Here is a 24,377-nt window from a genome sequence, read left to right as displayed (position 1 = left end):
AGCTAGTGGCAGTCAGGCACGTTTTGGTCCAGATAGACTTCGAAGGCAATATCGCGCACCCTTTGCTGATTCAGCTTGGCCAGATAGCTATCGGCTTTCCAAGCGGCGGCCAAACGCTTCGTTGCTGCAACCGTAGCAGCATCGTCGGCCGGCACAGCGAACACCAACGGGCTGACCGATGAGGGTCGCAACTGAGCGGAAAACTTCTTCCATTCCGGAAAGGTCAGCAACTGCTCCAGCATCACATTATCGTGCACCGCTGCGTCACAACTGCCTATGCGCAGTGCCAGCAAGGAATCCGCCGGCGCGCGCTTGACCATTTCAATAGCCCCATACTGAGACGCCATCTTGCCAACATAGCGGCTGCCTTCCGACAGACATACTGTACGCCCTTTCAGTTGCTCCCACGAGGTGATGTCGGTGTCGGTGCGCATGATGGCCATCGCACCAGCCTTGTAGCCTGTAGGAATGGTCACCAGCGTAGCAGGCAGCGACTGCTGCGGCTCCAGGGCTATCAAGCTGGCCCTGGGCGCTGCCGGGTCAGCAGCTGTAGCGGCGACCTGCGTGGTCGAAACAGCCACCAGCCGGGCCCGCATGCCCTCAGCCAGTGCTTCAGCCAGCGCCGTATCGACGGCCTCGGGCGTACGCACCTTGGTGCCACCCACGAAAGGCGGCACCACATAATGCATGCCCACTATCATGGCTTGCTTGCCGGCAAGGGCATCCTGCGCCAACACCGCCCCGCCGCCAGCAAGCGCGAGCACTGTGGCGGCCAGCAAGCTCATGCATCCAAATGGCAGTTTCGCAGCCATGTTCACCACCTTCACACGTATTGGTAACGCAACAGGCGACGCTTGAGGTTCTCCAGGATTACCTGGTCGATCAGCGTAGCCAGAATGGCGATGGTAAGAATATTGGCCATCACCCCCACCATGTCGGCGGTCTCGCCCGCATAGGCCAGCGAGCGCCCCAGGCCTTGTCCGAAACCGATCAGCATCTCGGCCGAGATCAAGGCACGCCAGGCATTGCCGAAGGCCAGCTGCGCGCCTGTAATAAGCTCGGGCATGACAGCGGGAAGATACACCCGCTTGAGCATGTCCCAGCGGCTGGCACCCATGACTCGCGCCGCCGACACATGCACATTAAGCACGCTTTCGGTCGCGTTCATGACCGACAATGCCGCCGGAAAAAACGCCGCCAGCGCAATGACGACGATGATGGGCATATTGCCAAAGCCCATCAATATCAGGAACAAGGGCACCCAGGCAATCGATGGAATCGACTGCAGGATAATGATGGCGGACTTGAGCACTTCGCGAAAGAAGAACAGCACGCCGCCGATCAGGCCAAAGCCAACGCCAAAGGCCAGTGCAGCGCCATAGCCCAGGCCCAGCCGGAACAAACTGCCATAGAGCGCATCGCGGAACTCTCCGCTTTGAACGTCGTGCCACAAGCGAACCATGACGGTCCATACATCGGGCATCAGGAAGTCGGGCAAAGACCATGCTGCCGCCTGCCAGAACAGCAGGATGGACAGTACGGCAACAAGCATGGCTATTTTTTTTCTGAAGCCGGAAATTCGAATCTGGGTGCTCATGAGGGCTTGAAAATGCAAGATGGCCGGTATGTGCCGGCCATCTTAGTAAGAAGAAATACCGTCTGACGACAGGTACGCCGCGCTGCGGATTACCCGCAAGCGCGTCATTTTATAGCTTGCGCGCTTCCTGCCATTCCAGATCGATAATCGTGCTGACATCAAAAGGCTGGCCATCGCGAGTTTTCAAGGCGCCCTGCTCTTGCATGATGTCGGCGATTTCCTGCATACGGGCGCGCTCTTCCGGCGTCAGGATCGGGCTGAAGGTCTGGCTCTTGATCGCGTCGGTAATGACCTGTTCGCGAGGCAGTTCGCCGTGCTTCAGTGTCTTGAGCGTCGGCTCGGCGATGAAGTAGCTGGCGATCAGCTTGGCGGCCTCTTCAGGCTGGTTCTGCAACAGGTCGATGGCTTCGCGCTGGGCATCCAGCGATTTCCACACGTCTTCCTTGCGGTTCTTCAGCGTGTCGCCCGAGGTAATGACGACCATGCACGGGAAGGGCCAGACCTCGCCGATCTCATAAATCTGGGTGACGGGCGCGATCAATTGTGCAATCCGTGCCTGGGGTTCGAACAGGAAGGCAGCATCAACACGCTTGCCCACCAACGACTGCACCGCCACTTGCGGGCTTACACCCATGATGGACAAATCCTTGGGCGTCAGGCCGGCATCTTTCAATACGACGCCTCGCAGCACCGTGTCGGCCGTGCTGCCTTCCTTCTGCGATGCCAGCGTGTGACCCTTCAGGCCGGCCACATCGGTGATGCCGCTGTCGTCACGCACGACGATGGCGTGGAACCCGTGCTGCGCGCCGCCGACCACCTTAAGGTCGGCACCCTTGGACGACCACGATGCCGCGTTGGTGAATCCCAACACACCGGTATCCAACTGGCCGCCCACGATTGCCTTGATCAGGTCGGTACCCGATTTGAACTCAACCAGTTCGACGTCCAGGCCATGCTTCTTGTAGTAGTCGCCCTCGTAGGCCGCAATGACTTGCGCGTCGTCCATGACGCGCAAATAACCGACCTTGAATTTTTCGGCCGCAATGGCCGGGCTGGCAATGGCGAACGCCGCCAATACCGGCAACAACAAACGTGATAACTTCATGCTTCGACTTCCTCTAATATTGCTGCGGCTTCATCTTGTTCGGCGTGTATGCCTAGCAGACCTAAAATTTCGCGCCGCATCGGGGCAAACTCCGACAAATCGTGGGTTTTTTCGTGATGGGCAAGATTGAATTCTTTCAGCACGGTGGCTGGACGCTGGCTGAAGACCAGGATGCGGTCCGCCAGGAACAGCGCTTCGTCCACGTCGTGCGTGACCAGCAAGACGGTGGGGCTGGCCTCGCGGATAAGCTCGCGCAGGGCATCCTGCAGGGTCATGCGGGTCAAGGCGTCCAGCGCCCCGAAAGGCTCGTCCAGCAATAGCGCCTTGGGATGCGAGATAAACGCCCGGGCCAGGGCTGCGCGCTGGCGCATGCCGCCCGACACCTGATGCGGATAATAATTCTCAAAGCTTTGCAGGTTGACCTTGGCCAACCATTGATGCGCCTGTTTCAGCGCGTCTTGCTTGTCGACTTTCTGGAACTCCAGCGCCAGGGCCACGTTCTGTGCCAGCGTCAGCCAAGGGTACAGGGCGTTTTCCTGAAACATCAGCGTGCGTTCGGGGTGCGGGCCGTCCAGCGGCTTACCGTCGGCCAGCATCGCCCCCGTGGTGGGCTTTTCCAGGCCCGCAGCAATATGCAACAGCGTGGACTTGCCGCAGCCCGACGGCCCGACCAGGGCGACGAGCTCGCCGTCCTGGATCTCACGACTGAAGTTCTCGATGACTTTCAGGTCCGAGAACTTCTTTTCTATATTCTGGAATGACAGCTTCATTTGCGTTCGATTTACGAATTGGTTATATCGAACTTTACTTTTCGCAGTACGTCGCCACAAGAATTTTTATGATCTTTGTTTATACGATGAAGCTATATAGCCCTTTACTTGCGTGGCGGTGGCACGAAAGGTTCGGGGCGGGTGATAGCGTGGTATTCCGGGTTGGGAATCATGTCTATCCCTATGGCCATCCGATTGGACATATTAAAGAAGCCGACCGTATCGGCCAGATCGAAGATGTCGTCAGTGCTCAGGCCTGCAGCCCGCAACTGTTCGCGGTCGGACTCCACGACTTGTTCGGGGGTCTTGGTTAGCTTCCATGCGAAGTCCAGCATGGCCCGTTGCCGCGCGTCCAGCGGCGCGACCCGGTAATTCATGACCATCATTTCGCCTAACTGTGGGTCGCCCGATAAGCTGCGCACAGCCTGCCCGTGCGCCACCAGGCAGTAATAGCAATGATTGGCACTGGAAACAACCACCGCCACCATCTCGCGTTCAAGCTTGCTCAGCCCCGAAGGCGCCAGCATAAGCTCGTTATACATCGCCATAAAGTTGCGCAGCTTGTTGGGACGCAAGCTATAGGCCGCCAGAACATTGGGGATGAAGCCCAGCTTCTCGACGCACTTCTGGAAGACTTGCTGCAGATCATCATCGAGGGTCGCCGCATCAGACACGCCTAGCGCGGATATATAGTCGGGTTGCGGCATGGTGCCTCCTTTGTGGAATAATAAACCTGCGGCGACAGGCGCCGCAACGCCATACTACGGAGGCAGCGATGACCACCAGCTTTCCAGGGTTTTCCAGTCCCGGCGCCAGCACCGAGGCGCCGCTGGAGATGCTGGCCGCTTGCCATCAGCGCATCGTAAGCCAATGCTCTACCCTTAAGCGGCTGGCCGAACACTTGCCGGTACACGGCAGCGACGCCGATGCCCGCCGCGCAGCTACCAGCCTGAAACGCTACTTCAACACCGCTGCCATCCAGCATCATGCCGACGAAGAACAAGACCTCTTTCCGGCCCTGATAGAATCCATGGCCGGATCCGATGCCGTCTGCATACGCGGCCTGACCACAGCGCTGTCCGACGAACACCGGATGCTGGAGCGGCAGTGGCGCCGTCTGGAGGTCGTGCTTGATGCGGTCGAGCGCGGCGAGGCAGCCGCCCTGCCCGCCGATGCGGTGTCGGGCTTTATAAGCTTGTACCAACGCCATATCCAGCGAGAAGAAGACGAGCTGCTGCCCATGGCGGCGCGCTTGCTTGGTGACCACGATATCGAAAACATAGGCCGCGCCATGCGTCAGCGCCGAGGCATCGCCGACATCGACTAGCAGGCGATAGCCTCGTCACAAGGCTACGACGTTAAGCGTATCGCCAAACACCTCTTGCGCCAGATCGGTCAGGCGATCGTGGTGGCTCAGGAAGATCACCTGCATCTGGCCCGACAGTGCCTTAAGCGCCCGCAGTCCGGCCAGGGCCCGCGCGTCGTCAAAGTTGACGAAGAGATCATCCGCAATGAAGGGCAACACCTGCCCTTGGTCAGCATGCAGCTCCAGCGCCGCCAGCCTCAAGGCCAGGAACAATTGATCGCGCGTGCCGTCGCTCAGGCCGGTCACGCCGACGCAGTGACCGTCGGGCCGCTGCCCTTCCAGCACCATGGGCTGCGCATCGTAGTCCACCCGCAAGCGCTCGAACGAGCCCAGGGTCAAGTCGGAAAAAATGGTGCTGGCGCGCCCCAAGAGCGGCCCTTGCTTCTCTTCGCGATATCGGTCTATGGCCCATCGCAGCAAGCGTTCGGCGCTGCGCACCTTGATATAACGTTCGGCCGCCTCGGCCATGCTGGCCAAGGCCTCTTGACGGGCGGCCTCAGCGCGCGCGGCATCGTCAGAGCCGGCTATGGCGTGCAGCTCGCGCCGCGCCTGATCCAATTGCACCGCCAACTGACTTTGCTGATCCTCCCCCGCTTCGATATCGGCTTGCAAGGCATCAAGCTGAACCAGGGTGGCAGACGGATCGGTCGCATCCATTTCGGCCTGCACCTGCTCGCGACCATAACCATCGGCCGATTGCAGTACCTGAGTCAGGATGCCGGCGGCCTTGCCGGAAAGTTCGCGATAGCGGTCGGACCTGGCAATGGCGGTCGACAACTCGCCGACCTCGGATGCACCGCCCGCTTCCATCAAGGGTCGCAGCACCGCCTGGGACTCGGCAATGGCCTGTTCGGCCGCACGAGCCTCAGTTGTCTCTCGCAACAGCGCTTCGTTCAAGCGCTGCTTTTCTTGTTGCGCCTGGCGGGCCGCAGCCAGGCGACGGGCGAGATCCTGCGCCAATTCAAAAGCAGCCTCCACCGTCAAGGCTGGCGCGTTCTGGCTCAGCAGGCCGGTCGCCACACCGACATGGTGGGCCTGGCGGATATAGTCTTGCAACTGTGCCTGCATCGCGGCTATACGATCATGGCGCAACTGCCTTAACGCTTCCAGTTTCTCGGCCAGCTCAGCGGCCACCGACAAGGCGCCTTGCACAGCAGCCGGAGCCAGCCCAGGTTCCAGACCCGCTTGCTGCAAGGCTGACTGCCAGGCCTCTTGCCATGCTTCCCATCGGGCCTGCGCCGCCTCAAGCGCCTGCCGGGCTGCGCGCCGCAAAGGCTCGGCCTCGGCAGCCTGAGCCAACCACGTCTCGCGCCTGGCATGGGCGACGTCGGCTTGCGCCATGATGGTCTGCGCCTGCACGCGTAGCGCCGCCAAGGCGCGCGGCGCATCGTGGGCCCCGTCCACAGCTGGCGTGTGTCCCAGCGCCGAAAGAGCTTGCTCCAACGCGCCTCGGGCTTGTTCTTGTTTGAGGTGCAGCGCCTGCTGCTCCTGGCGGGCTCGCTGCCGTAACGAGGCGGCATCCAGCGCCTTGTCTTTCTGTACCAACCAGTCGGCAAGCTGGTCCAGAGCCATGCCGTCCAGCCCTAAAGCCTGGCAACGCTGCTGCCAGTGCTCGTCGAAAACTTCCAGTGCCCGCCGGCAATCACGTGCACGCTGTTGCGACTCCACCAATTTTTGCGCCTCTTGTCGCTGACGATGTTGCAACCCATGCAGTTCGGCCTCATTGCTGGCCGTGTCGTGGCGTTCGTCAGCCAGCCGATCCGCCCTTGCCACCCGATCTTCGTAATCGGCTGCGGCGTCCGCCAAGCTTGTATCGCCCGCCTTGATGGCCCCCCATGAAGCATTGCGCACGCCTCGGGCTTCTACAACATCTTCCAGCGTAATGGGATGATGGCGTTGGCTGAACTGCGCGACATCGGCCTCGCAGCGCGCCAGCGCCGCCGCCTGGTCCGTGCACATACGATCAGCAGCTCTGGCTTCCGCAAGCAGGGATAGACGCTCTGTCAGCGCCGCCGAGACGGTCTGCACCGAGGGATAAGAATGGGAACCCAGGGAATCAGGCGCCTGCCGCCATTTACCCAGGCGCCCCAGGGCCGACTCCAGGGTGGCTTCCGCCGCATCGAGCGCGTCTTGCGCTTTGCGGGCGACACCCGCCGGGTCGCCCAGGTCGGCCAGCCCTTGCATCAAAGCGCGTAGGATCGGGCTGATCTGCGGCACCGTTGACGCTCCCAGCTTGGCCTCCAAGGCCTGGGCTTCGGTGTCGCGGGTGCTCGAAGCGGCGCGGGTTGAGGCGAGATTCTGCTGGGCGGCGGCATGCTCTTGCAACAACTGCTCAAGATGCTTGCGAGCCGGCAAGCCAGGCAAACGTGCGCGCAAGGCGTTGACGGTGTCCTCGGTGGGGTGGTCTGTCCCCGCTTGACTGGCAGCCCGCCAGCCCAACTCCTGGCTTAGTCGCAGGATCTCGCGCCATAGCAGGGCCACCTCGGCCTGACAGCGCAGGATGGCAGCGGGCTGCGCACTGCACTGATGACGCAAAGCGTCCAGCGATTCAATTGCCTGGCCCTGACTCAGCAAACGCTCATCGACTTGAATCGCGGCATGCAGGCCGGTCAACCTGTGCATCTCGCGTCCACGCATATGCAGCATTTGCTCGGCCAGCGCCTGTGCGCGCTCGGCCTCGTGCAGAACCGCCGCGGCGTCCGCAGGCAAGTGTCGCACCTCGCCCAGGGCTGCCAGCTCGCGCTCAGCTTCAAGCAGCTCGAGCATGAAGGGCCGTAGCCGCCGTATGCGCTCCAGGCGGTTCTTCTCGGCATGACGGTGCAATTGGGCATCGCGCAAAGCCAGCAGCTCGGCTTCCAGCGTTGCGACGCGCTCCTGAAGCTGGGCCCACTGCTTGGTATGCACGGTGGTGGCCTTCAAGGCTGCACTGGCCTCGTCAAGCTTGTCCCGGGCCACGTAATAAGCGCGCTTGCTGGATCGCGTGGGCGCCCACAAGGCATCGGCCTCTTGCTGGAGGGCCAACCGTACCCGCCCCAGGCTGGCCAGCCCGGCCGCCGCCTGGAACAACATCTGGCCCACGTCGTCCTGTGCACTCAGGATGCTGTTGCCGCCTTCCACCAGCCGCGGCTGATCAAGGCCGAACATCTTGTCGAAGAAGGCTTGCGTGGCGGACCCCAGAAAAGGATCCAGCGCGTGGTCGGGCAAAGGCGTGCCATCAGGCGAGCGCAAGGTGTTCTTATTGCCCTTCAGGCGGATGAATTCGAGCTTTGCCTCATCGTTCTCGATAAGCGCGCCCACCCGTAGTTCGTTCTTGGCATGCAGGAAGTCCAACGGTGTACGCGGATGAAAGCCGTAAAGCAGATCGCCCACCGCCTTGCGCAAGGTCGACTTGCCGGCCTCGTTGGCGCCGACGATCAGGTGGAAGTCGCTGGCCGACCGGGGAAACTCCAATATGCGATCAGTAAACTTGCCATAGCGCAGTAAATCGAAACGTTGAAAGCGCATGCCCTTAATCCGCCTTGTCCAACTGTGCCATCAAGGCGGGCCGGACCTCCTGCAGCAATGCATCCAGCTCGCCCGTCCGGATGTCGGAAAACCAGGGTATGGAGTCATGCAGGGCCGCAGGCGCCTTGCCCACCAAGGCAAGAAGGTCGGCTTGCAGACCGGCCCGAAAATCCGGATCGGTCTGCGCAGCCTTCAAGTATTCAGCCAGGTCGTCCAAAGCTTCGACATGTTCCGAGCGGGACGATGCCTGCGCGGGTGGCTGCGTTGCCAACTGTACTTTTTCCAGCCATAGTCGTTCGTTGCCGATCGCGGCAACCTGGGCCAGCACCTCGGCACGCAACTGATGCTCTAGCCCGAAAAGCTCTCCGTGCACAACGCTGGTTCCGCACACCACAACCCGCAACGCCAGGGGCCTGTCCGCACCCTTGTCGAGCGCCACGGCGTCCAGCGCCGCGCCGATAGCGCGTACGGCGTCATTGAATGTAAGGCACGCCGAAACGTCGACCTGCACGGTTTCCCAACGCAGTACATCAACAAATATGCGGTGCACGTCAACGTGCCCAAGAGCATCGCAAGACACCATGACGGCGCCCCGGGGCCCCGACTCGCGAATATGCCGGCCCTGTAAATTGCCGGGAAAGACCACGACGGCGTCGCCACGCCAGATCGCGTACTCGTGCACATGGCCCAGCGCCCAATACTGGTACCCGCGCGCTTGCAGCTCGTCCAGCGAACAGGGTGCATAAGTGGCGTGCTGCGCATTGCCTTCGAGCGCCGTATGCAGCACGCCGATATTGAACATGCCGTCTATGGGAGCGGGGTACTGCACCGCCAGGTTGTCCGTGGTGGCAGCTACTTTGAAGCTGTGTCCGTGCAGCGCCACCTTCAGTTCGTCCAGCACAAAGGTGGAGGCGCGTTCGGTGCCAAATACAAAGACGTTCTCGGGCATGAGCAGGCCGCGCGTCATGTCGTTGGCTGCATCATGATTGCCGTGAAGCAGGTAAACCGGAATGCGGGCACGATTAAGCCTGCCCATCTGCGCCACAAAATACAGGCCGGTGTTGTGGTCCTTCCAGTTGCCGTCGTACAGGTCGCCGGCAATGATCATGAAGTCGACTTGCTCGTTGATGGCCAGGTCGACCAGCGCCGTGAACGCATCCCGCGTGGCCGTCCGCAAGGCCTGCGCCGGCGCATCGGCATAAGCGCCCAACCCGGTTAGCGGGCTGTCCAGATGTATGTCGGCCGCATGGATGAATCTCACGAGTGCTGTCCTATAAACGGGGGAAACCCTTGGTCTCAATCTTAGCGTCTAATGCTATTCTAAATTTGCTTCGCGCAGGCCAGCGGCATGGCAACAGCCTGGCCGGCCACACACAAGAATCAACAGGACCGTCGATGGAAGCACCGCAACAGGACCGATTTCTCCAATTCAGCAACGTCAAGAAAACCTACGATCAGAAGACCCTGGTCGTCAAAGATTTCAACCTTGATGTCAAGCAAGGCGAATTCGTCACCCTGCTGGGGCCTTCCGGCTCGGGCAAGACCACCGTCCTGATGATGCTGGCCGGGTTCGAAAACGTCACCAGCGGCAGCATTACGGTCAACGGCCACCCCATCACAAAAACCGCTCCGTACAAACGCAACATCGGCATGGTGTTCCAGAACTACGCCTTATTTCCGCACATGACGGTCGCCGAGAACCTGGCCTACCCGCTTACCGTGCGCAAAATGCCCAAGGCGCAAATCAAGGAGCGCGTCGATCAATACCTGAAGCTTATCGAGCTAAGCGATTTCGGCAGCCGGCACCCGGGCCAATTGTCTGGCGGCCAACGTCAGCGCGTCGCCTTGGCGCGCGCCCTGATCTTCGAGCCCACGCTGGTTCTTATGGACGAACCCCTGGGCGCCCTGGACAAGAAACTGCGCGAGCAAATGCAGTTTGAGATCACGCGTCTGCACAAGAAGCTGGGGTTCACCGTCATTTATGTCACGCACGACCAGGTCGAGGCACTGACCATGTCCAGCCGTATCGCGGTATTCAATGAAGGCGTGGTGCAGCAATATGCATCGCCCGACGACCTCTACGAGCGACCCGCCAACGCCTTTGTGGCCAACTTTATTGGCGAGAACAACCTGATCCCGGCCCAGGCCATTACCTTGACTGGCGGCAGCATGGCGGCTCGCATGGCTTGCGGCACAGAGGTCATGGCCAATAATGGCAACTGCGAGGCAGACGACCAGCACTGCATCGTGTCCATACGCCCCGAGAAGCTCAGCATCATCACGGATGGGCAGCCCGATGGCAACCGGGTGGCGGCGCATTTCGTGGCGCGTCATTACGTGGGCGACTTCATTCGTTACTACTTCAAGCTTTCCGATGGCAGCCATGTCACCATCAAAACGCTGAACGACACCAAAGCCCCCGAGTTCACAGAGGGGCAATCCGCAACCCTGGGCTGGACCGCCGGGGACTGCTACGCATTCAAAAGTCACACACACCCAGTCCGAGGAGAATAGCAATGAAAACATTCACGAAGCTGTTGGGCCCATCATTAGTGCTGGGCCTGGCCTTGGGCGCCCCTGCCCAGGCGCAGCAAACGCTTACCGTCGTGTCGTTTGGCGGTGCTTACGGCGCCGCTCAGCAGGTGCACCAGATCGATCCCTACATGGCTGAAACCGGCACCAAGATACTGTTCGAAAACTATACCGGCGGCGTGGCCGAAATCAAGGCCCAGGTCGAGGCCGGACAGATTCAATGGGATGTCGTCGATATCGAGACCATCGATCTGGAGCGCGCCTGCGCCGAAGGGCTGCTTGAAGTCATACCGCGCGACATCCTGTTGGACGGCGCCGATGGCACACCGGCTGAAGAAGATTTCATTCCGGCCGCGCTGCAAAATGAATGCGGTGTGGGCGAAATCGTCTGGAGCACGGTCTACGCCTATAACAACAAAACCATAGGCGACAAGGCACCCTCCACCATCGAAGACCTCTTCGATCTGAAGAAGTTTCCGGGCAAGCGTGCCCTGCGCAAACGTGCTCAAGTGAACCTGGAATGGGCGCTACTGGCTGACGGCGTACCCGAGGCTGACGTCTACAAAGTGCTGGCAACACCAGAAGGCCAGGCGCGCGCTTTCGCCAAACTGGACACCATCAAGAACGATATCGTCTGGTTCGACAGCTGGTCGCAAGCACCACAACTGCTCAATGACGGCGGCGCCATCATGGTGCAATCGGCCAATGGGCGCTTCTTTGACGCCATCAAGCGCGAGGGCAAGCCATTTACCATCGTCTGGGACGGCAACTTGTTCGACCTGGATGCCTGGGGCATCGTCAAGGGCACACCCAAGCTTGAAGAAGCCCTGAAGTTCGTCGCCTACACCACCAGCACCAAGGCGCTGGCCGGATTCCAGGATGTGGCCTACGGCCCTCCGCGCAAGTCTTCCATGGCTTTGGTCGACAAGGCGGTCATCGACCATCTGCCCAGCACACACGTGGACAAGGGCATCAAGGCCGATGGCATCTTCTGGGCCGATTACGGTGAAACCCTGGGCGAGAAGTTCAACGAGTGGCTCCTTAAGTAAAGATGACGGCCGGCCAGGACTCGCTCCACCACAGCAGCGCACTGCACGCCGACAACGCCCCGTCGGCGGGCGAGGTGCAGGCGGAACGGCGCGAACTGCGTCGCCGCCGGCGCATCAGCCTGCTGCTGGTGGTGCCCTTGCTGGCCTTCATTTTCTTTGCTTTTGTGGCACCTATCGCCACCATGCTTTACCGCAGCGTCTACAACCCGACCGTCGTCGAGCTCATACCCAAGACGGTCGAGGCGCTGTCCGACTGGACAACCACCGAGCTACCGGACCCGGAGGCGTTCAGCGCCATGGCCGGTGAGCTCAAGCAGCTTGCGACCAACCGGCAGGCCGGGGTTTTGGCGGCAGCGGTCAACCGCGCCCATCCCGGCGCTTCCAGCCTGATCAACTCCACCGCGCGCAAGATGCGCAACGCACAGGGCGAGCAACTGGCGTCCGGCAGCGTGCAGCTATTGCGCGATGCCGATCCGCGCTGGGGTCAGCCGCAAATATGGCACGCCATCAAGACAGTAGGCCGCGCCTACACCGACACGCACTACCTGACGGCGCTCGATCTGGACCGCAGCCCCCAGGGCGAGATCCACGTTCGGGAATCCGCCCGCATCTATCTGCAGCTTTACAGCAAGACACTGGGCATTGCGCTGGCCATTACGGTGCTATGCATCTTGCTGGGCTATCCCCTGGCGTATTACCTGGCGCATGCGCCACGCCGCGTGGCGGGCATGCTGATGGTACTGGTGCTGCTGCCCTTCTGGACGTCTTTGCTGGTGCGCACGACAGCGTGGATCGCCCTGCTGCAGACCAACGGCGTAGTCAATTCCGTATTCCAGGCCGTAGGCCTGACCAGCGCTCCACTGGAAATCCTGTATACCCGCGACGCCACCATCATCTCCATGACGCACATCTTGCTGCCCTTCATGATCCTGCCGCTGTACAGCGTCATGCGCGGCATCGACCCCACCTATGTGCGCGCAGCGTTGTCGCTGGGTAGTCGCCCCTGGTCGGCTTTCCTGCGCGTCTTCATGCCGCTGACGCTGCCCGGCCTGAGCGCCGGCTCGCTGCTGGTGTTCATTATTTCGGTGGGCTACTACATCACCCCGGCATTGGTAGGCGGGACGGACGGGCAGATGATTTCCAACATCATCGCCTTCCACATGCAGCGGTCCAACAACTGGGGCCTGGCGGCGGCGCTGGGCACACTGCTGCTGGTGCTTATCTTGATCCTGTACTGGATTTACGACCGCCTGATCGGCGCGCGCAACATCAAATTGGGATGACAGGCATGGAGGCATATCCGGCGTACTACACCTGGCGGCATAAGCTGGGCGCCTATGGGCTCAAACTGACCGCCTGGGCGGTGTTGTTCTTCCTGATATTGCCCATACTGGTGATTATTCCGCTGTCTTTCAACGCCGAACCGTTTTTCAGCTTCACCGAGGGCATGCTGCGTCTGGACCCTGACGCCTATTCGCTCAAGTGGTATGCCGCCATTTTCCACAGCCAGAACTGGCTCATGGCGATACGCAACAGCTTTTTCATCGGCATTTTCGCCACCCTGATCGCCACCACGCTCGGTACGCTTGCGGCGGTCGGCCTGGCCAGCGAACACATGCCTTACAGGCGTTTGATCACTGCCCTGCTGCTCTCGCCCATGATCGTCCCGCTCATCATCGTGGCCGCGGGCATGTTCTTCTTTTACACCCGCTTCAATCTGGTCGGCAGCTTCGCCGGCATCATCATCGCCCACGCGGCGCTCGGTGTGCCGTTTGTCATCATCACCGTCACCGCTACGCTGGCGGGCTTTGACCGAACGCTGTATCAAGCGGGGCTCAGCATGGGCGCCTCGCCCCTGAAGGTGTTTCGCGACGTGGTGATTCCCCTGATACGGCCAGGCGTGATTTCGGGCGCGCTGTTCGCCTTCGTGACATCTTTCGATGAAATCGTGCTGGTGCTGTTCCTGGCAGGCCCGGAGCAAGGCACGATACCCCGCCAAATGTTTGCCGGGCTGCGCGAACAGATCAACCCCACCATCCTGGCCGTCGCCACCCTGCTTATCGTCGTCTCCATATTGTTCCTGGCCACCCTCGAGTTCCTACGCCGCCGCTCTGAAAGAATAAGGGCAGGAGCCCTGTCATAAGCACGTAATGTTGCGTTGCAATAATCCCGCCGGTAGTCCCTGCCGCCGGGCCAGATCACAGACCCGGACACAACAAACAATAACGGGCAATGTCTGGCATGAAACACTGGTTTACCTTGAAGAACAGCTTTGTCTTGTTCCTGGCTGTACTGGCCATGCTTTGCGCGCTGGTCATCGGCGCCCTGTATGGCTTGACCGCCAGCACCGAGCGACTGAAAGCCACGGAACAACAGCGATCAGCCGCCACAGCGCTCGCCACCGGCTATAAGAATATGGTGCAGGCCATGAGCCGCGATGTCATGGCTTTTGTCGCGAGCGAGCAGCCGGAGTTCCAAGAAAGCTACGAGCACTTGCGCGCGGTCCTGGAAGGACGCGCGCCGGATGAGCACGGTGTTCAGCAAGCAATATTGGAACGGCTCAGAATGGCAGGCTACACCCAGGCCGAGATGGACGTGCTGGAAGCAGCGCATGCCGGCATTCTCGAGCTAGCCGCCACACAGCGCGAGGCTATCAGTACGGCCAGCGGACAATTCGATGACGGAAAAGGCGGCATCAAGGTGGCCTTGCCCAATGCGCTCATGGCCAAGGTCATGATCTTTGGTCAACAGTACGCTGATGCCTTTGCCGCCATCATGAGGGACATCGACCGGTTCAACGCCATGCAAACCGCCCGCCACGATGCCGATGTGCAGATGGCCAGTGCGGCCAGTCGCAGCGCGCTCTGGACCGCGGTCTGCGCAATGGCCATTTTGCTGGTTGGCAGCGCCGTGGCGCTGTGGGCGCTGTACCGGTCCGTCAAGCGACCGCTGGACGTAGGCGTGAGCCTGGCCGAGCGGCTGGCCGACGGGCAACTGACCGCCCGGATAGCCGTGCGGCGCCGCGACGAACTGGGCAAACTGTTAAGCGCGCTGAACGGCATCGGTGCCGGCCTGCACCTGGCCGTCCACGACGTACGAGACAGCGCCCAGCAGATCGCGACCACATCCGAGCACATCAGTCGTGGCAATGAAGATCTGTCGCAACGCAGCACCGAGCAGGCGGCCAACTTGCAGCAAACTGCGGGCGCGATGGAAGAACTGGCCGTGACGGTGCGACAGAACGCCGACCACGCGGAGCGTTCCAGCGAACTGGTCGCCCACACCGATGCCCTGGCGGAGCAGTGCAGCCAAGACATCCATGAAGCCGCAGCGACCATGCAGGCGGTACGGACCGATGCCCGCAAGGTTGCGGATATCTCGGGACTGATCAGCGGCATCGCCTTCCAGAGCAATATCCTGGCGCTTAATGCGGCAGTAGAGGCGGCGCGTGCGGGTCAGCACGGGCGAGGCTTTGCCGTGGTTGCCACCGAAGTGCGCGCCCTGGCGCGCCGATCAGACGAAGCGGCGCGAGACATCGAGCGCATCCTGACCCATTCGGTTCAGCAACTGGATGGCGGCACCGCGCTGGTGGAAGCTGCCGAGCGCAGTGTGGAGCAGATGGCGGCGTCGATGGCGCAGGTGCGGGGCATGACGCTGGAGATCGCCCAGGCCTCGCGCGAACAAGCCAATGGTATCGAGGAGGTCAATGTCGCGCTGGGCCATCTGGAGACCATCACCCAACACAACGTCGCCATGGTGCAAAAAGCCAGCGGCGCGACACGCCACCAGCACGGTCAGGCAAATAGCCTGATGCAGGCGCTTTCCCACTTTGCCCTGGGTGAAGATCACGCTTTAACAGCATCGTCCACCCTATGAAAAACCCTAAACGATAAGCTTTGACATGGATGTTTCAGATCAGTACAGTGTACGGGCATCGTTCACACTTAAAAGATTGGAGACACCATATGAAGCTCACACCATCACGGATGCTCACTGTCCTGGGCGCCAGTATTGCGCTGTCGTTCTCGGCATCCGCATTGGCACAAAACCCTATCGTCATCAAATTCAGCCACGTCGTGGCCGACGCCACGCCCAAGGGTCAGGGCGCCATGAAATTCAAAGAGGTCGCCGAGAAGCTGCTGCCGGGCAAAGTAACGGTACAGGTGTTCCCGAACTCGCAATTGTTTGGTGATGCCAAGGAAATGGAGGCGGTGCTGTTGGGCGACGTTCAGTTCATCGCGCCATCGCTGTCCAAGTTTGACCGCTATACCAAGCAAGTGCAGTTGTTCGACCTGCCTTTCCTGTTTGACGACATGGAAGCCGTCGACCGCTTCCAGGGCAGCGCCGAAGGCAAGGCCTTGCTTAACTCCATGACCAATCGCGGCCTGAAGGGCATGGCCTACTGGCACAATGGCATGAAGCAGCTGTCCACCAACAAAGACAAGCTTACCCGCCCCGAAGATATCAAAGGCCTGAAGTTCCGCATCCAGGCCTCGGACGTACTCGAAGCCCAGTTCCGCCAGCTTGGCGCCAACCCGCAGAAGCTGGCTTTCGCCGAGGTCTACCAAGCCCTGCAAACCGGCGTGGTCGATGGTCAGGAAAACACCTGGTCCAACATTTACTCGCAAAAATTCCACGAGGTACAAAAAACCATCGCCAACACCAACCATGGTGTGATCGACTACATGGTCGTCACCAATGCCAAGTGGTGGGATGGCCTGCCTGAAGATATACGCGCCGGTCTGGAAAAGGCCATGGAAGAGGCCACCGTCTTTGCCAATAACAAGGCGGCTGAGCTTAACGAACGCGACCGCAAGCGCATCCTCGAGGCCAATCAGGCCAAGGTACAAGAGCTTAGCAAGGAAGACGTTGCCGCTTGGCGCAAAGCCATGGAGCCCGTCTGGAAGAAGTTCGAAGCCGATATCGGCGCCGACCTGATCCAGTCCGCACTGAAGTCCAACCAGTAATCGTTAACGCGCGCCGCGTCCTGCGGCGCGCACAGTACATCCCCGCATCTGGAGCACCACCATGAAATTCGTCTGGCTTGAACGGCTGGAGGAAGGCCTCATTGCCCTGCTGTTGGCAGCCATGACCCTCGTCACCTTCGGTCAGGTCGTCGCCCGCTATATATTCAATTACAGCTTTGTATGGGCACTTGAACTTAGCACCTTCCTGTTTGGCGGCCTGATCTTTCTCGGAATTTCTTATGGTGTGCGGGTCGGCGCGCATATTGGAGTCGACGCGCTCGTCAAGATTCTTCCGCGTAATGTCGCGCACAAGGTTGGCATCGTGGCCACCTTGCTTTGCGTCATCTACGCGATCATCGTTTTTATAGGCGGCTGGGTGTATGTCAGCAAAATGTATGACATCGGCATCCTCGCACAAGACATCCCCATCTATCAGTGGATACCACGGCTTGTCATGCCGGTTGGCTTCGCGCTGCTTTTTTTCCGCTTCACCAAAATACTGATCGACATGCTACGCGGCAAAGACACACATCTTCTGGGTGATGAAGTCGAAGACGCCCTCAAGTACCGCAGTGACGACACCGCCACACCCGGCCAGGAGCAACCATGACCACCGGCGCGCTATTCATCATGCTGTTCCTCTTCATGTTCATGGGCGTACCCGTGGCCGTGTCGCTGGGCCTGTCTTCAATACTGACCATACTGCTGTTCGGCCACGACTCACTGGCCTCCTTATCCTTGAAGATGTTCGAAACCTCCGAACACTTCACGCTCATGGCTATCCCCTTCTTCGTGCTGGCAGGTGCCTTCATGACCACCGGCGGCGTGGCAAAACGCATGATCCGCTTTGCGATTGCAACGGTCGGTCATCTGCATGGCGGCCTGGCCATCGCGTCCGTACTGGCGTGTTGCCTGTTCGCTGCCGTGTCGGGCTCTTCACCCGCCACCGTGGTGGCGGTTGGGTCCATCGTGATCGCCGGGATGGTGCGCGCCGGATATCCCAAGCCCTTCGCCGCAGGCGTGGTCTGCAACGCAGGCACTCTGGGTATTCTTATTCCGCCTTCCATCGTCCTGGTGGTCTACGGCGCAGCCACCGAAACCTCAGTCGGCAAGCTTTTCATGGCAGGGGTCGTACCGGGTTTGCTGCTGGGCTTGCTGCTGATGGTGGCAATTTATATCGTGGCCCGCATCAAGAACTACCCGCGCCAGCCACGAGCATCAATGAAGGAAGTAGTGACCGCGGGTCGCGATTCCTTCTGGGGTTTGATGCTGATCTTTATCATCCTTGGCGGTATTTATGGCGGCATCTTCACGCCGACCGAGGCGGCTGCGGTTGCGGCAGTCTATGCCTTCTTCGTGGCCGTATTCATCTACCGCGACATAGGCATGCGGCAAGTTCCGGAAGTATTGATGGACGCCTCCAAGGTGACCATCATGCTGATGTTCATCGTCGTGAACGCCCTGCTTTTCGCCCATGTGCTTACCACCGAGCGCATTCCCCAAGCTATTGCGGAGCAGATCGTGGCATGGGACATGGCGGCCTGGCAATTCCTGATCGTGGTCAACGTCTTGCTATTGATCGCCGGCATGTTCATGGAGCCGACAGGCATTATCCTTATCCTGGCGCCCATCCTGTTCCCGATTGCGATGGAGCTGGGCATAGACCCCGTGCACCTGGGTATTATCATCGTGGTCAACCTGGAAATCGGCATGGTTACGCCACCCATAGGCTTGAACCTGTTCGTAACAGCCGGAATCACCAGGATGTCTATCGGACAGGTGGTTCGGGCGGCTTCGCCCTGGCTGCTGATACTGCTTAGTTTCCTGGTGCTAATCACCTACGTGCCGGCAATTTCGTTGTGGCTGCCTAACATCGGTAATTTCTAAACCGCAGTACACCTTGAAGTTTTCAAAACGCCGTCGCTATATCGACGGCGTTTTGGTTTTCAGCAGCCCCCTTGCAACGCGCGCCACCAGGCCCGCGAAGGTCAGGCTCCAGGCCGCCAAGGCCAAATAGAAGAAAACAATAGGCAGCCATGCCAGCACGGTAAACTGCATGACGGCATCAAGCTGGTAGGTACAGGCCGCATACATGCCCAAAGGAAACACAGCGCCCCAATAGAGGGGGTCGTACCGTAGCGGAAACCGCATATAGACGTAGCGCCATAGCCCGAGCAGCAGCAACATGGGTATCCACCACGTACCCGCTGCCCAGTAAAACACCGTGAAACCCTTCAGGAAAGGCAACATCGAGGCCAGGAAAGGCACTTGCGCCGCGTTGGCGATCAGCAAGGAGCCGGCCAGCGTCGAGATCGCCATCGCGCCCATATTGATCCAGTAAGGCGGCGTCAGATCGTCCGGCGACAAGCGAAAGAATGTGTACCTGTAAAAGATCAGAGCCATCAGCCAGATGTACAGCATGCCGCCCCACAGCCACATCGACAGGGCAAGGAAGTTCAGTTCCAGCTGATAGGCGGGCTGACTGACCGCAAGCAAGGCGCTGGACACCGAAATCGATTGGGTTGCCACTACCGCAAGCAACCAGCCGCCATTGATTCCTTTATCGAGCGTGGGCTTGACGCGCTTGACGGTGAAGATGGCAAAGATGGCGTATGTCAGCACCAGCCACAGCAGCAATGCCAGCAACCACAAAACGGCGCCCGAGCCGGCGTCAGCGGCAAGCAGCATATACTGCGAGCCCAATACGCCCGTGGCGGCCACCGTGGTGAAAAAACCAGGCCCGCGCAGATGGTCCGCCATATCGCCAAAGAATCGGCGCGGGTAGCGGCTGACACGCAACACCGTCAAGATCCACAGCACCCCATACAGCAGAATGTTCAGCGTGAACAAGCCGCGAGCCACAGACGGGTGCCCCAGTAAATGAGCTGCGATCGACACAATCCCGGTCGCCATGACCATCCCGAAATTGGCCGGCGACATCGCCGCCAACCCTTGGGAGTACGGTTGCGGCACCGCGGCTACGGGGATGTCGGCCAGGGGAGCATTCTGTGATTCGGGCGGGAGCATCATGGAGGCCAGGCCAGTACAGGTTAAAATGCGAGATTAGCAGATACCAATATCACGCAGATAATCAGGAATACACATGGAAGCCGAACGCCAAAACCAACTTGCCGCCCGCCTGGAAGACTACGCGGAGCGCGAGCAGGCACTTCGGAGGTACCTTTGACTACGATGCCAAAGCCGAACGCCTGCACGTAGTAAACGCCGAACTGGAAAGCGCTGAAGTCTGGAACGACCCCAAGCACGCCCAGGAGCTGGGCCGAGAAAAAAAGAGCCTGGAAAAAGTTGTCCAGACTTTATCCACGATAAGCAACGGCCTGCACGATGCCCAAGAGCTGTTCGAGCTGGCCGCCGACGATGACGATGACGCCACGCTGGCGGCCATCGAGCACGACACCGACGCCATAGGCCTGCTGCTGGAAGACCTGGAGTTCCGCCGGATGTTCAACAACCCGGCCGACCCGCTCAACTGCTTCATGGACATCCAGGCCGGGGCCGGCGGCACTGAAGCTCAAGACTGGGCATCCATCCTGTTGCGGCAGTACCTGCGCTATTGCGAGCGCAAGGATTTCAAGGCCGAAGTTCTGGAAGAATCCGACGGCGATGTTGCCGGCATCAAATCGGCCACCATCAAGATCGAAGGCGATTACGCGTTCGGCTTCCTGCGCACCGAAACCGGCGTGCATCGCCTGGTACGCAAAAGCCCATTCGACTCCGCCAACGGACGGCACACCTCATTTGCCAGCGTATTCGTCTACCCTGAGGTCGACGATTCGATCGAAATCGAGATCAACCCTGCCGATCTGCGTGTTGACACCTACCGTGCCAGCGGTGCGGGCGGGCAGCACATCAACAAGACTGACTCAGCCGTGCGCATTACGCACGAGCCCACCGGCATCGTCGTGCAGTGCCAGAACGACCGCTCCCAACACCGCAACCGCGCCGAAGCCATGCAAATGCTCCGGTCGCGCCTGTACGAGCTCGAAATACGCACCCGCATGGCGCAGCAGCAAAAGATGGAAGACGCCAAGACCGATGTCGGTTGGGGGCACCAGATTCGTTCTTATGTTTTGGACCAAAGCCGCATCAAGGATCTACGCACCAACGTCGAGATATCCAACACCCAGAAAGTGCTGGACGGCGACCTGGATCCCTTCATACAAGCCAGCCTGAAGCAAGGAGTCTAAATGCAAGCAAGCACTGTCGCCATCGTTACCGGGGCGTCCCGAGGGTTGGGCGAAGCACTGGCGCTGGGCCTGATGCAGCAGGGCTCGCTGGTGCTTACCATTGCCCGTCGCCAGAACGACGCGCTTGCCGCGCGGGCTGCCGCCACCGGTTGCGCGCTAAAGCAGATTCAAGCCGACCTGGCAGACCCGGCCGCCGCCGAACGTGTGGCGCAGGACTTGGCGGCGGCCCTGCCGCCCGATGCCCAACGTTATATCCTGATCAACAATGCCGGCACCGTCGAGCCCATAGGCCAGGCCAGCAACTTGACCAATGCCGCTGCCATCACGGCAGCCTTCAGCCTTAACGTCAGCAGCGTCATGCTGTTGACCGCGGCATTCCTTAAAGCCGTCCAGCCCTTGCAAGCCGACAGCCGCATCCTGAACATTTCCTCCGGCGCGGGCCGCAACCCCATGCCGGGCTGGGGCGTTTATTGCGCCACCAAAGCAGCGCTGGATCACTACACCAGCGTGCTGCACGCCGAGAACCATGGCGTGCGCGTCGCATCGCTTGCACCGGGCGTGATCGACACCGGCATGCAAGAACAAATACGCGGCAGCGCAGCCGCCGATTTTCCCAATGTGCAGCGCTTTGCCGACATGCACGCGCAAGGACAGCTATCTGCGCCCGCAGACGTAGCCGCCCGCATCCTGCGCTACCTGGACCACAACGACTTCGGCACAACCGTGCTCGACGACATTAGAAATCACGCCTAAGCACGAAAAACATCTCCCAACATGACAGAAACCACGCCCACCAGCCCTGCCATTGACGAAAACCACCTGATCGCCGAACGCCGTGGCAAGCTGGCTAAATTGCGCGCCGAAGGCGTGGCCTACCCCAACGATTTCCGGCCCGACGCACGAGCGGCCGACTTGCACGCCTCCTACGGCGAACAAGACAAGGAAGCCTTGGCCGAACTTGCCACCCCTGTAAAAATTGCCGGTCGCATGATGCTTAAGCGCGTCATGGGCAAGGCCAGCTTCGCCACCTTGCAGGACAGCACGGGTCGCATCCAGGTTTTTCTGGACAAGGCCAAGCTGGGCGAAGACCTTTACGCACAGTTCAAGACCTGGGACAGCGGCGACATCCTGGGCGTGGAAGGCACGGTATTCAAGACCAACAAAGGCGAGCTATCGGTACACGCCAGCACCATCAAGCTGCTGACCAAGTCGCTGCGCCCGCTGCCCGACAAATTCCACGGCGTTGCTGATCAAGAACTACGCTATCGCCAGCGCTATGTCGACCTCATCATGACGGAAGACACCCGCCGCACCTTCATCGCGCGCAGCAAGGCTATCGGCAGCCTCAGGCAGTTCATGCTGAACGCCGGCTTCCTGGAAGTCGAAACGCCCATGCTGCATCCCATCCCTGGCGGTGCGGCAGCCAAGCCTTTCGTTACCCATCACAATGCGCTCGATATGGAGATGTTCTTGCGCATTGCGCCCGAGCTCTACCTGAAACGCCTGGTGGTGGGCGGCTTTGATCGTGTTTTCGAGGTTAACCGCAACTTTCGCAACGAAGGTGTCAGCCCGCGGCACAACCCCGAATTCACCATGATGGAGTTCTATGCCGCCTATACCGATTATCGGTGGCTGATGGACTTTACCGAGTCGCTTATCCGCGAAGCGGCCATAGCAGCTACCGGAAGCGCCGTGCTGACCTACCAGGAGCAGCCGCTGGACCTCAGCCAGCCCTTCGATCGCCTGACCATCGCACAAGCCATCCTGAAGTACGCGCCCTCTTACACTGCCACGCAGTTGGAGGACGAAGACTATCTGCGCACCGAGCTCAAGCGCCTGGGTGCGGACGTCAATGGCCCTGTGCTGGCGCGAGCCGGGCTGGGCGCATTGCAACTGGCTCTGTTCGAAGAAACCGCCGAAGCAAAATTGTGGAAGCCTACCTACATCATCGACTACCCGGTCGAGGTATCGCCACTGGCCCGCGCTTCCGACACCCAAGCCGGCATTACCGAGCGCTTCGAGTTGTTTATTACGGGTCGTGAAATCGCCAATGGCTTCTCGGAGCTTAACGATCCGGAAGACCAGGCCGCTCGCTTCAAGGCCCAGGTAGAGGCCAAGGACGCCGGCGACGAAGAAGCCATGTTCTATGACGCGGACTACATACGTGCGCTAGAGTATGGCTTGCCCCCCACAGGTGGTTGCGGCATAGGCATAGACCGACTGATCATGCTTTTGACCGACAGCCCCAGTATCCGCGACGTCATCCTCTTTCCGCACTTGCGGCCGGAAGACTGAAGCAAGACGGCGGCCTGCGGGCCGCCTTTTTTATCGCCGCTTTACGGCCTCTGCCCACTTGTCGGCAACAGCAGGCGAGGCGATGCAGCAAGCCTTGTCGGTAACCACCCGTACCGCCCGTTCCAACAATTGGATATCGGCCTCGTGCTGACGCGCAACATGAGGGTCTTCAAAAAAGATCACGCGCTGGCAGCGCTCTTCCAGCACCAGCTCGGCAATCTGGGCGTCACCACCCAGCGGTCCGCTTAAGTAAGGGCGCACCCAGGGCTGATCTTTCGGCCATCCGCGCGACCAGGCCAGCTCATTAAGGCGCCCGCTGGTTGTTCCCGTTCCGACCCTGGCCTCAAAGCGCGACAGCAGGTCGAAATGCTTGGCCGCGTAAGCCACCATTTGGTCTTTCAGGGCGTCGTGGGCGATCAGGGCAAGGGTCTGGCTGCTGAAATCAAATATGGGATCCAGGGCGCGATCGGTTGCCAAACCCTGGCTTAGGCGTTCGACCTCTACCCATTCGATGGCACCCATCAAGGTCGACACAAACGGCCGCCCGTGTGTGATGCACTGGCGCTTCAAGGCCAACGCTTCCGGGAAGATCGACGAAGGGTCTACTGGATCGATCAGGTAAATCGCGCCATCGAAGGGCCGAACACCGTCGCGACCCTCGGTAACACGCGCCACCAGCTTCATCAAGCCGCCGGCCCGCCCGAAGGGGTAGCGGATCAGACCGGCGTGGCCGGCCAGCAGACCCGAACGGTCGATCGCATCGTAGGTGCGACCCACGGTGTACAGCTCGATGCCCAGCTCGCGTATACCGGCCGCCGACTGCTCCAGCCATTTGAACAAAGCTGCACCATAGGTCTCATGGTGCAGCCGGTTGGCCGCCAGGCCGAAACGTAAGGTGGGAGAGGCATCTTTCATAGCGTTCAACAATAGCATGCCAACACTGCTTTGTTGTGACTACCCACTATACGCAAGAAGGCCGGCGTA

General features: G+C 60.2%; 21 protein-coding genes. 12 read left to right on the top strand and 9 right to left on the bottom strand.

Annotation, left to right across the window (positions count from 1 at the left end):
- Nucleotides 1-2: 2 nt before the first annotated feature.
- The 5 genes from CKA81_RS04195 to CKA81_RS04175 all read right to left on the bottom strand — a co-directional run bounded on the left by CKA81_RS04195 (nt 3) and on the right by CKA81_RS04175 (nt 4,179).
- Nucleotides 3-812, bottom strand: coding sequence for a type 2 periplasmic-binding domain-containing protein (locus tag CKA81_RS04195; RefSeq protein ID WP_228255782.1), 810 nt, complete (start codon nt 810-812; stop codon nt 3-5).
- An 11-nt stretch (nt 813-823) separates the two neighbouring features.
- Nucleotides 824-1,597, bottom strand: coding sequence for an ABC transporter permease (locus tag CKA81_RS04190; RefSeq protein ID WP_128354188.1), 774 nt, complete (start codon nt 1,595-1,597; stop codon nt 824-826).
- A 109-nt stretch (nt 1,598-1,706) separates the two neighbouring features.
- Nucleotides 1,707-2,702 (bottom strand): ABC transporter substrate-binding protein, encoded by a 996-nt coding sequence (locus CKA81_RS04185; protein ID WP_128354187.1) that lies wholly within the window; start codon nt 2,700-2,702, stop codon nt 1,707-1,709.
- The gene (locus CKA81_RS04180; RefSeq protein WP_128354186.1) at nt 2,699-3,472 is read right to left on the bottom strand and encodes an ABC transporter ATP-binding protein; all 774 of its coding nucleotides are present in this window, start codon (nt 3,470-3,472) and stop codon (nt 2,699-2,701) included. The genes CKA81_RS04185 and CKA81_RS04180 overlap by 4 nt, the downstream gene beginning before the upstream one ends.
- A gap of 104 nt (nt 3,473-3,576) precedes the next feature.
- Complete coding sequence (locus tag CKA81_RS04175) at nt 3,577-4,179, bottom strand: peroxidase-related enzyme (protein ID WP_128354185.1); 603 nt, start codon at nt 4,177-4,179, stop codon at nt 3,577-3,579.
- A 68-nt stretch (nt 4,180-4,247) separates the two neighbouring features.
- Between CKA81_RS04175 and CKA81_RS04170 the strand changes: the two genes are divergently transcribed.
- Complete coding sequence (locus CKA81_RS04170; protein WP_128354184.1) at nt 4,248-4,799, top strand: hemerythrin domain-containing protein; 552 nt, start codon at nt 4,248-4,250, stop codon at nt 4,797-4,799.
- A 15-nt stretch (nt 4,800-4,814) separates the two neighbouring features.
- On the opposite strand, the gene CKA81_RS04165 is transcribed toward CKA81_RS04170, so the two are convergent.
- Together CKA81_RS04165 and CKA81_RS04160 are read right to left on the bottom strand one after the other, a co-directional pair.
- The gene (locus tag CKA81_RS04165) at nt 4,815-8,342 is read right to left on the bottom strand and encodes an ATP-binding protein (RefSeq protein WP_128354183.1); all 3,528 of its coding nucleotides are present in this window, start codon (nt 8,340-8,342) and stop codon (nt 4,815-4,817) included.
- 4 nt (nt 8,343-8,346) lie between these two features.
- Nucleotides 8,347-9,603 (bottom strand): metallophosphoesterase family protein, encoded by a 1,257-nt coding sequence (locus CKA81_RS04160; protein ID WP_128354182.1) that lies wholly within the window; start codon nt 9,601-9,603, stop codon nt 8,347-8,349.
- Nucleotides 9,604-9,737: 134 nt separating this feature from the next.
- Here CKA81_RS04160 and CKA81_RS04155 point away from each other — a divergent pair, with 134 nt between their 5' ends.
- The 8 genes from CKA81_RS04155 to CKA81_RS04120 all read left to right on the top strand — a co-directional run bounded on the left by CKA81_RS04155 (nt 9,738) and on the right by CKA81_RS04120 (nt 18,777).
- The gene (locus CKA81_RS04155) at nt 9,738-10,856 is read left to right on the top strand and encodes an ABC transporter ATP-binding protein (protein ID WP_128354181.1); all 1,119 of its coding nucleotides are present in this window, start codon (nt 9,738-9,740) and stop codon (nt 10,854-10,856) included.
- Nucleotides 10,857-10,858: 2 nt separating this feature from the next.
- Nucleotides 10,859-11,923, top strand: a complete 1,065-nt coding sequence (locus CKA81_RS04150) for an ABC transporter substrate-binding protein (protein ID WP_128354180.1) — start codon at nt 10,859-10,861, stop codon at nt 11,921-11,923.
- A gap of 2 nt (nt 11,924-11,925) precedes the next feature.
- Complete coding sequence (locus CKA81_RS04145; RefSeq protein ID WP_128354179.1) at nt 11,926-13,206, top strand: ABC transporter permease; 1,281 nt, start codon at nt 11,926-11,928, stop codon at nt 13,204-13,206.
- A gap of 5 nt (nt 13,207-13,211) precedes the next feature.
- Nucleotides 13,212-14,066, top strand: a complete 855-nt coding sequence (locus CKA81_RS04140) for an ABC transporter permease (protein WP_128354178.1) — start codon at nt 13,212-13,214, stop codon at nt 14,064-14,066.
- 98 nt (nt 14,067-14,164) lie between these two features.
- Nucleotides 14,165-15,799: a methyl-accepting chemotaxis protein gene (locus CKA81_RS04135; protein WP_164878336.1), complete on the top strand. Its 1,635-nt coding sequence runs from the start codon at nt 14,165-14,167 to the stop codon at nt 15,797-15,799.
- 89 nt (nt 15,800-15,888) lie between these two features.
- Nucleotides 15,889-16,890 (top strand): TRAP transporter substrate-binding protein, encoded by a 1,002-nt coding sequence (locus CKA81_RS04130; protein WP_128354176.1) that lies wholly within the window; start codon nt 15,889-15,891, stop codon nt 16,888-16,890.
- 61 nt (nt 16,891-16,951) lie between these two features.
- Nucleotides 16,952-17,500 carry a TRAP transporter small permease gene (locus CKA81_RS04125; protein ID WP_128354175.1) on the top strand — a complete coding sequence of 183 codons (549 nt, stop codon included), beginning with the start codon at nt 16,952-16,954 and terminating at the stop codon, nt 17,498-17,500.
- The gene (locus tag CKA81_RS04120) at nt 17,497-18,777 is read left to right on the top strand and encodes a TRAP transporter large permease (RefSeq protein WP_128354174.1); all 1,281 of its coding nucleotides are present in this window, start codon (nt 17,497-17,499) and stop codon (nt 18,775-18,777) included. The genes CKA81_RS04125 and CKA81_RS04120 overlap by 4 nt, the downstream gene beginning before the upstream one ends.
- A 36-nt stretch (nt 18,778-18,813) precedes the next feature.
- On the opposite strand, the gene CKA81_RS04115 is transcribed toward CKA81_RS04120, so the two are convergent.
- Nucleotides 18,814-19,830, bottom strand: coding sequence for a tellurite resistance/C4-dicarboxylate transporter family protein (locus CKA81_RS04115; RefSeq protein ID WP_257791482.1), 1,017 nt, complete (start codon nt 19,828-19,830; stop codon nt 18,814-18,816).
- A 163-nt stretch (nt 19,831-19,993) separates the two neighbouring features.
- On the opposite strand from CKA81_RS04115, the gene prfB reads away from it, so the two are divergent.
- From prfB to lysS, 3 genes are all read left to right on the top strand, one after another.
- Nucleotides 19,994-21,098 (top strand): peptide chain release factor 2 gene (prfB, locus tag CKA81_RS04110; protein ID WP_128354173.1). Its coding sequence is split into 2 segments (ribosomal slippage): nt 19,994-20,074 and nt 20,076-21,098, totalling 1,104 coding nucleotides; the frame shifts between segments, so codons are not numbered across the junction.
- Nucleotides 21,099-21,851, top strand: a complete 753-nt coding sequence (locus CKA81_RS04105) for an SDR family oxidoreductase (protein WP_128354172.1) — start codon at nt 21,099-21,101, stop codon at nt 21,849-21,851. It abuts the gene before it with no gap.
- A 21-nt stretch (nt 21,852-21,872) separates the two neighbouring features.
- Nucleotides 21,873-23,393, top strand: a complete 1,521-nt coding sequence (gene lysS / locus CKA81_RS04100) for a lysine--tRNA ligase (RefSeq protein WP_128354171.1) — start codon at nt 21,873-21,875, stop codon at nt 23,391-23,393.
- Between the two features lie 30 nt (nt 23,394-23,423).
- Here lysS and CKA81_RS04095 read toward each other — a convergent pair whose 3' ends face one another.
- Nucleotides 23,424-24,326, bottom strand: coding sequence for a methylglyoxal synthase (locus CKA81_RS04095; protein ID WP_394342528.1), 903 nt, complete (start codon nt 24,324-24,326; stop codon nt 23,424-23,426).
- Between the last annotated feature and the right edge of the window lie 51 nt (nt 24,327-24,377).

The sequence above is a fragment of the Pollutimonas thiosulfatoxidans genome (genome assembly GCF_004022565.1).
Taxonomy (GTDB): domain Bacteria; phylum Pseudomonadota; class Gammaproteobacteria; order Burkholderiales; family Burkholderiaceae_B; genus Pusillimonas_D; species Pusillimonas_D thiosulfatoxidans.
This window is presented reverse-complemented; position numbering and strand designations above follow the sequence as displayed.

What these genes read in the sequence shown, in the direction of transcription:
- CKA81_RS04195 (WP_228255782.1), bottom strand. Translation starts at nt 812, where the DNA reads ATGGCTGCGAAACTGCCATTTGGATGCATGAGCTTGCTGGCCGCCACA.
- CKA81_RS04190 (WP_128354188.1), bottom strand. Translation starts at nt 1,597, where the DNA reads ATGAGCACCCAGATTCGAATTTCCGGCTTCAGAAAAAAAATAGCCATG.
- CKA81_RS04185 (WP_128354187.1), bottom strand. Translation starts at nt 2,702, where the DNA reads ATGAAGTTATCACGTTTGTTGTTGCCGGTATTGGCGGCGTTCGCCATT.
- CKA81_RS04180 (WP_128354186.1), bottom strand. Translation starts at nt 3,472, where the DNA reads ATGAAGCTGTCATTCCAGAATATAGAAAAGAAGTTCTCGGACCTGAAA.
- CKA81_RS04175 (WP_128354185.1), bottom strand. Translation starts at nt 4,179, where the DNA reads ATGCCGCAACCCGACTATATATCCGCGCTAGGCGTGTCTGATGCGGCG.
- CKA81_RS04170 (WP_128354184.1), top strand. Translation starts at nt 4,248, where the DNA reads ATGACCACCAGCTTTCCAGGGTTTTCCAGTCCCGGCGCCAGCACCGAG.
- CKA81_RS04165 (WP_128354183.1), bottom strand. Translation starts at nt 8,342, where the DNA reads ATGCGCTTTCAACGTTTCGATTTACTGCGCTATGGCAAGTTTACTGAT.
- CKA81_RS04155 (WP_128354181.1), top strand. Translation starts at nt 9,738, where the DNA reads ATGGAAGCACCGCAACAGGACCGATTTCTCCAATTCAGCAACGTCAAG.
- CKA81_RS04150 (WP_128354180.1), top strand. Translation starts at nt 10,859, where the DNA reads ATGAAAACATTCACGAAGCTGTTGGGCCCATCATTAGTGCTGGGCCTG.
- CKA81_RS04145 (WP_128354179.1), top strand. Translation starts at nt 11,926, where the DNA reads ATGACGGCCGGCCAGGACTCGCTCCACCACAGCAGCGCACTGCACGCC.
- CKA81_RS04140 (WP_128354178.1), top strand. Translation starts at nt 13,212, where the DNA reads ATGGAGGCATATCCGGCGTACTACACCTGGCGGCATAAGCTGGGCGCC.
- CKA81_RS04135 (WP_164878336.1), top strand. Translation starts at nt 14,165, where the DNA reads ATGAAACACTGGTTTACCTTGAAGAACAGCTTTGTCTTGTTCCTGGCT.
- CKA81_RS04130 (WP_128354176.1), top strand. Translation starts at nt 15,889, where the DNA reads ATGAAGCTCACACCATCACGGATGCTCACTGTCCTGGGCGCCAGTATT.
- CKA81_RS04125 (WP_128354175.1), top strand. Translation starts at nt 16,952, where the DNA reads ATGAAATTCGTCTGGCTTGAACGGCTGGAGGAAGGCCTCATTGCCCTG.
- CKA81_RS04120 (WP_128354174.1), top strand. Translation starts at nt 17,497, where the DNA reads ATGACCACCGGCGCGCTATTCATCATGCTGTTCCTCTTCATGTTCATG.
- CKA81_RS04115 (WP_257791482.1), bottom strand. Translation starts at nt 19,830, where the DNA reads ATGTCGCCGGCCAATTTCGGGATGGTCATGGCGACCGGGATTGTGTCG.
- CKA81_RS04105 (WP_128354172.1), top strand. Translation starts at nt 21,099, where the DNA reads ATGCAAGCAAGCACTGTCGCCATCGTTACCGGGGCGTCCCGAGGGTTG.
- lysS (WP_128354171.1), top strand. Translation starts at nt 21,873, where the DNA reads ATGACAGAAACCACGCCCACCAGCCCTGCCATTGACGAAAACCACCTG.
- CKA81_RS04095 (WP_394342528.1), bottom strand. Translation starts at nt 24,326, where the DNA reads ATGCTATTGTTGAACGCTATGAAAGATGCCTCTCCCACCTTACGTTTC.